General features: G+C 44.8%; 5 protein-coding genes. 3 read left to right on the forward strand and 2 right to left on the reverse strand.

The annotated features are described in order from the left end of the window. Positions 1–45: 45 nt before the first annotated feature. From BW716_RS13070 to BW716_RS13080, 3 genes are all read left to right on the forward strand, one after another. Positions 46–1,434 (forward strand): SusD/RagB family nutrient-binding outer membrane lipoprotein, encoded by a 1,389-nt coding sequence (locus BW716_RS13070; protein ID WP_083723005.1) that lies wholly within the window; start codon positions 46–48, stop codon positions 1,432–1,434. Positions 1,435–1,701: 267 nt separating this feature from the next. Beyond that, positions 1,702–4,707 (forward strand): SusC/RagA family TonB-linked outer membrane protein, encoded by a 3,006-nt coding sequence (locus BW716_RS13075; RefSeq protein ID WP_083723006.1) that lies wholly within the window; start codon positions 1,702–1,704, stop codon positions 4,705–4,707. An 11-nt stretch (positions 4,708–4,718) separates the two neighbouring features. After that, the gene (locus tag BW716_RS13080; protein ID WP_083723007.1) at positions 4,719–6,119 is read left to right on the forward strand and encodes a RagB/SusD family nutrient uptake outer membrane protein; all 1,401 of its coding nucleotides are present in this window, start codon (positions 4,719–4,721) and stop codon (positions 6,117–6,119) included. 117 nt (positions 6,120–6,236) lie between these two features. Here BW716_RS13080 and BW716_RS13085 read toward each other — a convergent pair whose 3' ends face one another. Both BW716_RS13085 and gatB read right to left on the reverse strand, forming a co-directional pair. Beyond that, positions 6,237–7,385 (reverse strand): TlpA disulfide reductase family protein, encoded by a 1,149-nt coding sequence (locus tag BW716_RS13085; protein WP_083723008.1) that lies wholly within the window; start codon positions 7,383–7,385, stop codon positions 6,237–6,239. A 12-nt stretch (positions 7,386–7,397) separates the two neighbouring features. Further along, a partial coding sequence (gene gatB, locus BW716_RS13090) for an Asp-tRNA(Asn)/Glu-tRNA(Gln) amidotransferase subunit GatB (RefSeq protein WP_306460911.1) occupies positions 7,398–8,870 on the reverse strand: 1,473 nt, incomplete at its 5' end.

Here is an 8,870-nt window from a genome sequence, read left to right on the forward strand (position 1 = left end):
TGTGCATTAAAAGGTATTATTGAAAATAATTACAACGACTAAGTCATGAAAAAAGTCTTAATATTCTTAGCATTACCGCTGTTATTCATGGCGGAAAGCTGCTCAAAGTTCACAGAAGGTTATGGTGAAAGCCCTAATAACCCAACAGTTGCAACTCCGCCGCTGATCCTGTCAGCAGCAGAACTGGGCCTTTACAGCACCTACACAGGTACCCTGTCAAGAATCTCTGCTACCCTGACTCAACAAACTGGTGGTGTATCTAACCAGATGCTGGAAATCGATGAGTACCAGCTGCTGAATACTGCTAATACAAACGACTGGAACAACCTATATAACAATGTTGTTCAGCCCGCAAATGACCTGATCGAAAATTACGGCGCTACCAACGAACAGTATGCTGCTGTAATGAAAATCATGAAGGCAATGGCACTGGGTGTCGCTACTGATATATGGGGAGATGTACCTGCTACCGAAGCTGGTTTGGGTAATATTACCGGTAACACTACTCCTAAATTCGATACACAGGAAGATGTCTATGCTTACCTTCAGACGCTGCTGAGCGAAGCAATCACTACCCTGAATGCTACCGATGGTACTAACAACTACACAATGGGTTCTGACGACTTCATCTTCGGAGGCGATCTGACTAAATGGGTAAATACTGCGCACATCCTGCAGGCTCGTTTCGCTAACCGTTTGAGCAAAGGTGATGCTACTGGTTCTGCAACTACTGCACTGGGTTACCTTTCAAGCGTAACTGATGCTGGTGATGCCATGGCTGTTTATGGAACTGTTACCGCTGAACAAAACCAGTGGTATGCATTCAATACAGATAGAGCGAACTATATCAAAATGGGTAAATTCCTGGTTGATATGTTGCAAGCTGACAGCGATCCTCGCTTGCCTTACTATGCAGATACAACAGCCGCTGGTATTTATGAAGGTGCTGCTCCTTCTTCCGAAAATACCACAGCTTCCAACGTAGGTTCTTACATCGCTGGTGCTGGTTCACCAATTCCTTTGGTGACTTACTCCGAAGCCCTGTTCATCAAGGCTGATGCTAGCTTCCGTCTGGGTAACCTGGGCGATGCTGCTACCTACTACAACCAGGCTGTGATCAAGGCTGTAACCCAGGTGACTGGTTCCGCTCCTGATGCTACTTACATCGCTGCTCACGCTTCTGCTACAGCTGCGACCATCACAGAAGAACAAATTGCCACCCAGAAATATATCGCACTGTTCACACAGATCGAAACATGGGCTGAATGGCGCAGAACTGGTTACCCAACGCTGACTCCAAACGCAGACAACGTAACCGGTACTAACGCAATTCCAAGAAGACTGCCTACTGAAAATAACGAACTGCTTTACAACAAAGCAAACGCTGTCAACCATGATGACATCTTCGAGGCAGTATGGTGGGATGCATTGTAATCCTTTCAACTCTTAATATCAAAAAGGCGTGTATCTCTAAGATGCACGCCTTTTTTAATTGTTATTTCTCCCCCGATTTTTTTATATTAGTACAGACTAATAATCCAAACTCAAAATAGCTAAGAACCAAAATCTGAACACAACGATCCATCATTTTTAAAAGCCAAAGAATACCTATTTGTAGCCATCATCGTGCCCATGTGGCGTGCAGTTCCCTTATGTATGCACCTATCATAACCCACTTTGATCTTTTAAATTAACTCCCTCATGAAAACATCTGTACTCCTATGGCTATTACTAGCCATCAGCGTGGTGTCCACGCATGCCCAAACCCGTACCGTCAAAGGAAAAGTAACCGATGCCCGCGATGGTCAACCTATCCCACTTGCCACCATCAGAATAGCAGGAACAAATAAAGGAACTACCACCGATCAGCAAGGTAATTTCTCTATCAGTCTGGAGCCTGGCCAATCTCTTCAGGTATCGTCTGTCGGCTATTCATCCGTTACTGTCGCAATGACCGGTCAGACAAATGTATCTGTAACCCTGGGGACGGACCAAAACGTATTGAGCGAATACATCGCTACTGGTTACACAAATACCAACAGAAGAACCCGAACCAGCGCTGTTGGTGAAGTCACTGCCGAAGACCTTGAGAACAAAAACTACGTTGATATTAATCAGGCATTACAGGGCCAAACGCCAGGTGTTTTCGTTGGCGGCAACTCAGGTATGCCCGGCGCTATTCAAACTGTCAGAATCAGGGGAATAGGCTCTATTAGCGCCGGTTCCTCTCCACTCTATGTTATGGATGGTGTGATCATCGATGGTAGAGACCTGAATGCCGCAGGTTCACTGGGAGTTCAAAGCAATGACCTGCTGGCAAATCTGAACCCCAATGATGTGGAAACTATCACCGTGCTGAAAGACGCATCCGCTACTGCCCTCTATGGGTCCAGAGGCGCTAACGGCGTCATTGTGATTACCACCAAAAAAGGTAAATCCGGTGTTTCTACAATCGGCATCAATGCACAATATGGTAAAACAGAAATGACCAGAGGCCACGCTGAATTAATGACACCTGCCGAAGCCCTGCACTACGACAGAGATCTGCTGGCCATCAATGGCACATCTCAGGCAGATATTGATGCACAGTTTCCCATGTCGCTACTCGACAACGCCTTTGACTGGGGCAAAGCCGGCTGGCGAAGAGGTACTAACCATGTACTCGGTGTTACCAGTTCCGGTGGTACCGAAAAAGCGAAATACTACGCCTCCGGCGGATATGAAAAGGTTGATGGTCCAATGATCGGCACAGGTATGAAACGCTATTCTGTAATGTCCAACGTGACTTCCAAAGTGAATAACCAGATCGACCTGGCACTCAACCTGAACCTGTCCTATACTGACTATAATTCTGCAGGTGGAGGAAATTTCTATTCCAGCCCTATTTTAGGCGCTTTTTTCGTCTCTCCCTTCCAGAGTCCTTACAAGCCAGACGGAAGTATGTATACGGGCAACGAAACGGAGTTTAAAGCGGTTTCCAAGAATAACTTCCTCTACTCCTATTCCCGCAACTCAAATAAGCTGAATAATTTCAGAGGTCTGGGTGGCCTGACAGTATCTTATACATTTACTGACTGGCTAAAGATCTCCGAAAAGGTAAATATGGACCTGGTATATGGATATGCACATCTGTTCACTGATCCTACTACCCACGATGGTTATAACAGTGCAGAACCCCTGAAGAGTGGTGATATCTTCGACCAGTTAGTGCGCAATACAACGTTGACCAATCAGCTCTCTGCCTCGGGTAGCATTCCGCTTGCAAAAGATCATTCCCTCAACTATATCGCGGTGATGGAATACGATCGCTTTAACAACATCAGCTTTGGTGCAGAAGGTATCGGTCTTGTATCCGGTAACCTGAAAGTACTGGATGTGACCTCTACACCTCAGGATGTGAATGGTAACGGTACTGACTATACATTTGTGTCTTACTTAGGACAACTCAACTATAATTACAAAGGTCGTTATACACTCAATGCCACCTATCGTAATGATGGCTCTTCCCGTTTTGGCGTAAACAAACGCTTTGGTAATTTCTACTCTGTCGGCGCTTCCTGGATACTGATAGATGAACCTTTCATGCAATCGCAGAAAATCTTGTCCGATCTGCGTTTGCGAGGTAGTTATGGGCTCACCGGTAATGCCGACTTTGACAACTTTGTCGCTACTGCATTGTATGCATATAATACATCTTACAATGGTGCACCTGGCAATGCACCAAGCACCATTGGTAACAAAGACCTGACCTGGGAAAAGAATAAATCATCTGACATCGGCCTGGAAGCAGCTGTGCTGAATAACAGACTCAAACTGACGTTCGATGTATACAAGCGTATCACAAATGGTTTGTTGATGAATACACCTGTATCGAGTACCAGTGGCTTCACACAGCAACAGGCGAATGTGGGCAGGGTACAGAACAAAGGAATTGAAGCTATGCTGACCAACACGAATATAAAATTCAATGGATTTGAGTGGCAGACAGAACTCAACTTCTCTATGAACAGAAATAAGATCCTTGAATTGTATGGCGGACAGGATATCACAGGTTCTATTTCAATACAGCGTGTCGGTTATCATGTAACCAGTTGGTACATGGCCAGGTGGGCAGGTGTTGATCCTGAAAATGGGAACCCATTATGGTACACTATCGATAACAAAACAACCAGTAGCCTGAATGCTGCAAACAAAGTAGTGGCGGGCAATGCAGAACCAAGATATATAGGTTCACTGACTAACAGATTCTCCTATAAAGGTATTGGATTATCATTTATGTTTTACGGTCTGACAGGCAATAAAGTGCTGAACCAGACAAGGGCAGTATCAGATGCAGATGGTGTATACTTTGGTTACAATTATAGCAAACAACAAGGACAAAATTACTGGCGTCAACCGGGTGATATTGCAGAACGACCTAAGCCTAAAAAAGGAGGTAATAACTCTGCAAGTTCCGTTACGTCCAACAGGTTTTTAGAAGACGGTAAGTTCCTTCGACTCAAGGATGTAACGCTCTCTTATAATCTGCCTGCAAGATGGTTAAAACATGCAAAAATTACAAAGGCATATGTATTTGCAACAGGTACCAATTTAATTACATGGACAGGCTATACCGGCTGGGATCCGGAGCAGGATATTACTGCCAATGAAACGTTCAGATATCCTCCTTCAAAGACCGTAAGTCTGGGTTTAAATGTAAACTTCTAAACTGCTGAAACATGAGAAACTCTATCATTTATATATTCCTTTTACTATCTTTTACTGCCTGCAATGATAAGCTCACATTATCGCCAGCAGTACAACTGCCTACTGAAGATGCACTTACTGATATTGCCGGGGTAAATGCCGGTATCAGCGGTATGTATGCAGGTATGCGTTCCGTGAATTATTATGGACGAAATTTTTTAGTGATACCTGAATTGGCTGCTGATAATGTATACTTGTCTGCGACTAACAGTAATCGCTTTCCTTCTACATTTCGTGTCACCTGGCTCACATCTGACGGGGATATCACAAACCTCTGGAATCAGACATATACTGTCATGCTGAGAGCAAATAATATCATCAACAGTATTCCTGCATTAAAAGATGGTACAGATGCAGAAAAGAATAGTGCATTAGGTCAGGCGTTGTTTGTCAGAGCACTCACACATTTTGATTTGCTGCGGGTTTTTGCACAGCCGTATGCTATTGGTGGTGGTAGTGCACCGGGCATTCCTGTTATGACTAAATTTGAAGTAGGCTCTCCTGCCAGAAATACTGAGGATGAAGTGTATACACAGATCATCGATGATCTTACACAAGCGAAATCATTACTGGAAAGTGATGCCGGTAATCCATATAACGCAAACGCATATTCGGTATCTGCATTGCTCGCAAGAGTATACCTCTATAAAGGTGATAATGCAAATGCTGTAACGGAATCATCTATAGTAATTAATTCAGGTGAATATGCAATAGTCACCGCAAAAGATTTACCAGATTTCTACAACACACCTGGTACAAGTGAAGATATTTTCACACTCAGGGTATTGTCTACTGAATCATTAGGTTCTGATGATGTAGGTAGAATATATCTGAAACCCGGTTATGGAGACATTCGGGTGTCACCAGATATCGTAAAAGTATTTGATACTGATGATGCACGCTACACATCATTTATAATGCCATTTAGTGGAAGCCCTACTGAATATGAAAATGAGAAATTCTATGGTCAGGATGGGATTTCAGGATTGTGTAGTCCTAAGATATTACGTATCTCAGAGCAATACCTGATACGTGCAGAAGCAAATGCAAAGCTGGGTAATTATGCAGCTGCTATTGAAGATGTAAATGCTATTCGTGCTAATAGAAAACTACCTGATCTCGTTAATATTCCTGATGCAGATGTACTTGCAAATGTACTGTTAGAGAGAAGGAAAGAATTAATGTTCGAAGGGCATCGTTACTTCGATCTGTTGAGGAACAAACAGGATATTGTAAGAACATTTTGTGGGGATGCAGTGGAGTTAAATACACCTGCCTGTACGTATCCTGCTACCTCACCAACAGTGATCCCACCGATACCTCAAAGAGAAATAGATGTAAACAAAAACATACAACAAAACGCCGGGTACTAAGAGCCCTACATTTCAGCTGCACAACAAACCCGCATTTGCCGGCCGCAGGCCCCAACCCCAAACATGAAACGCTTTTGCCGTAGGCAAAAGCGTTTCATGTTTGATATTAAATCCCAGTTATTTTATCACTTCTTTCAACTTCGCTTCCAGCGCCTCTCCTCTCAATCCAATTCCCAAAATCTTCCCGCCCGGATCCAGCAACATATTCGTCGGAATAGAATTAATTCCATACAAAGGTACTACCGCAGACTCCCAGAATTTCAGATCACTTACATGCGTCCATGTTAAACCATCTTTCTGAATCGCCTCTACCCATGCTTCCTTCTTTTTATCCAAAGACACACCCAGTACAGTAAAGTTTTTATCCTTATAAGCATTAAACGCCTTCACTACATTCGGATTTTCCATACGACAAGGCTGACACCAGCTCGCCCAGAAATCAACCAACACAAACTTACCTTTGAAAGAACTCAGACTTACCATCTTCCCAGAAGGATCTGGCAAAGAGAAATCAGGTGCTACCTGACCCACCTGCAATGCAGTCATATTCGCATCTACTTCACCAGCCTGTTGTTTCAGCATCTGCTCCAGTTTACCAGTTAATCCAACTACCAATGAGTTAGTAGGGAAATGGCTCTTCACTTCAGCAATTTCTTTTCCGCTGCTCATCAAAGACTGTGGATTGATCATGCTCAGTGCAAACGCAGCAACAGCAGGGTTTTTGGAAGTAGTAGCTGCATGCATTACAAAATCAGTTACTTCTTTTTCTTTTGCTTCCAGTACGCTGGATTTTGCCTGTATCACGCTATCACCGGCACCGCTCTTCGCCATGCTATCCAGTGCCATACTTTCTTCTGTCAGTGAACGGCTTTTAGAGCTTACATCATTGAGCAGCTGTTGCAGTTCAGAAGAAGCTTCAGCATTTTCAAATTTTACCAGTTCCAGGTTATTCAGATCACCAGTCACAGTCATGGTACCTGCATCCAGTGCCAGCAGAATGAAGTGCTGTTCATCTTCGCCAAAGCGAATACGGTACAGTCCCTGTTCTGGCAGCATACCTTTCAGGGTAAACTTGCCACTGGCATCTGTCAGTGTCACAGAATCCACTATTTTCAAGGTATCCATAGACAGTTCTTCCAGTACAACAGTACCTAAAGGCGCATTATCAATTTTGCCATTGATCACGAAATTCCCTTTCTCGGTTTGCTGGTGACAACCCGCCAGTACAAAACCGAAGGCTATCGCCCATAATGCTAATTTCTTCATATAGATCAGTTGTTATTTAAGTTTTTCAGCCAGCAGCTGGTTGGTCAGTTTTGGATCGGCTTTGCCTTTGGATGCTTTCATGACTTCACCCACAAACAGGGCCATCAGGCCTTTCTTCCCTTTGCGGAATTCTGCCACCTTATCAGGGTATTTATTTAATACCTCATCAATGATGGGGGAAATATTATCTGCATTATTATCCTGCAACAGGTTGAGACGGGTAGCTATTTCCAGCGGTGCAGTGGCCGGTTCCAGCAACAGTTCCGGGAATATGCGGGAGGAGGCGATAGAGAAGCTCACTTTACCATCTTCCACCAGCTGAATAAGGGCAGCCAGCGCCTTTGCAGGCAGCGGAAAGACCGTCATGTCAATGCCCTTTTCATTGAGGGTGGATTTCACTGGTCCCAGCAGCCAGTTAGCTACTGCTTTGTGTTTTGGAATCTGCGTTACCACCTGTTCAAAGTAGTCAGCAGTGGCTTTGTCGTCACAAATTACTTTGGCATCGTAATCAGAGAGTCCATATTGCTGTACATACTTGTGCACCAGTGCTTCAGGCAGCTCAGGTAGTGATGCCCGAATGCTTTCGAGGAATTCGTCGGTAAAAAAGAAGGGGGCGAGGTCCGGCTCAGGGAAGTAACGATAGTCATTCGCTTCTTCCTTGGAGCGCAGGGAGTAAGAACCACCACTGCCAGCGTCGAAACCGCGGGTTTCCTGTACGATTGTGCCTCCACTCTCTACGAGGGTGATCTGGCGTTTTATTTCACCTTCTACCGCGCGTTTTACATTGCGGATAGAGTTCAGGTTTTTTACTTCTACTTTAGTGCCGAGTTTGGTCTCGCCTTTCAGACGGATAGAGATGTTGGCATCACAGCGCATGCTACCTTCCTCCATGTTACCATCGCACACATCTACCCACCGTACCAGGCGGCGGAGCACCGTAAGGAATGCATATACCTCATCGCTGCTGTGCAGGTCCGGTTCAGTCACAATTTCCAGCAGGGGTACACCAGCACGGTTTAAATCGACCATGGTAAAGTCCGGATCCTGGTCATGCATAGATTTTCCGGCATCTTCCTCCATATGGATGCGGTTCAGCTGTACAGCTCTTTCACCATCGGCAGTAGGGATCACGACGCGGCCACCTACACAGATAGGCGCCGTATGCTGAGATACCTGGTAGCCTTTCGGCAGGTCAGGATAAAAATAGTTCTTGCGGGCAAAGTAGTTTTCCTTTTCGATGTGGCATTCACAGGCCAGACCCAGCCTAATGGCATATTCCACGGCCCTTTTGTTTAGTTTAGGCAGGGTACCCGGGTGCCCCAGGGTAATTGGGCTGATATGCGTATTGGGAGCGCCTCCGAAAGCAGCACTGTCACCACAGAATAGTTTACTCTCTGTTTGCAGTTGGGCGTGTACTTCCAGGCCTATCACTACCTCATATTTGTCAAAATCGATGCTTGCGCTCATATTGAAGTTGTTTAGTCT

The sequence above is a fragment of the [Flexibacter] sp. ATCC 35208 genome, from assembly GCF_001975825.1.
Classification (GTDB): domain Bacteria; phylum Bacteroidota; class Bacteroidia; order Chitinophagales; family Chitinophagaceae; genus Chitinophaga.

What these genes read in the sequence shown, in the direction of transcription:
- BW716_RS13075 (WP_083723006.1), top strand. Translation starts at nt 1,702, where the DNA reads ATGAAAACATCTGTACTCCTATGGCTATTACTAGCCATCAGCGTGGTG.
- BW716_RS13080 (WP_083723007.1), top strand. Translation starts at nt 4,719, where the DNA reads ATGAGAAACTCTATCATTTATATATTCCTTTTACTATCTTTTACTGCC.
- BW716_RS13070 (WP_083723005.1), top strand. Translation starts at nt 46, where the DNA reads ATGAAAAAAGTCTTAATATTCTTAGCATTACCGCTGTTATTCATGGCG.
- BW716_RS13085 (WP_083723008.1), bottom strand. Translation starts at nt 7,385, where the DNA reads ATGAAGAAATTAGCATTATGGGCGATAGCCTTCGGTTTTGTACTGGCG.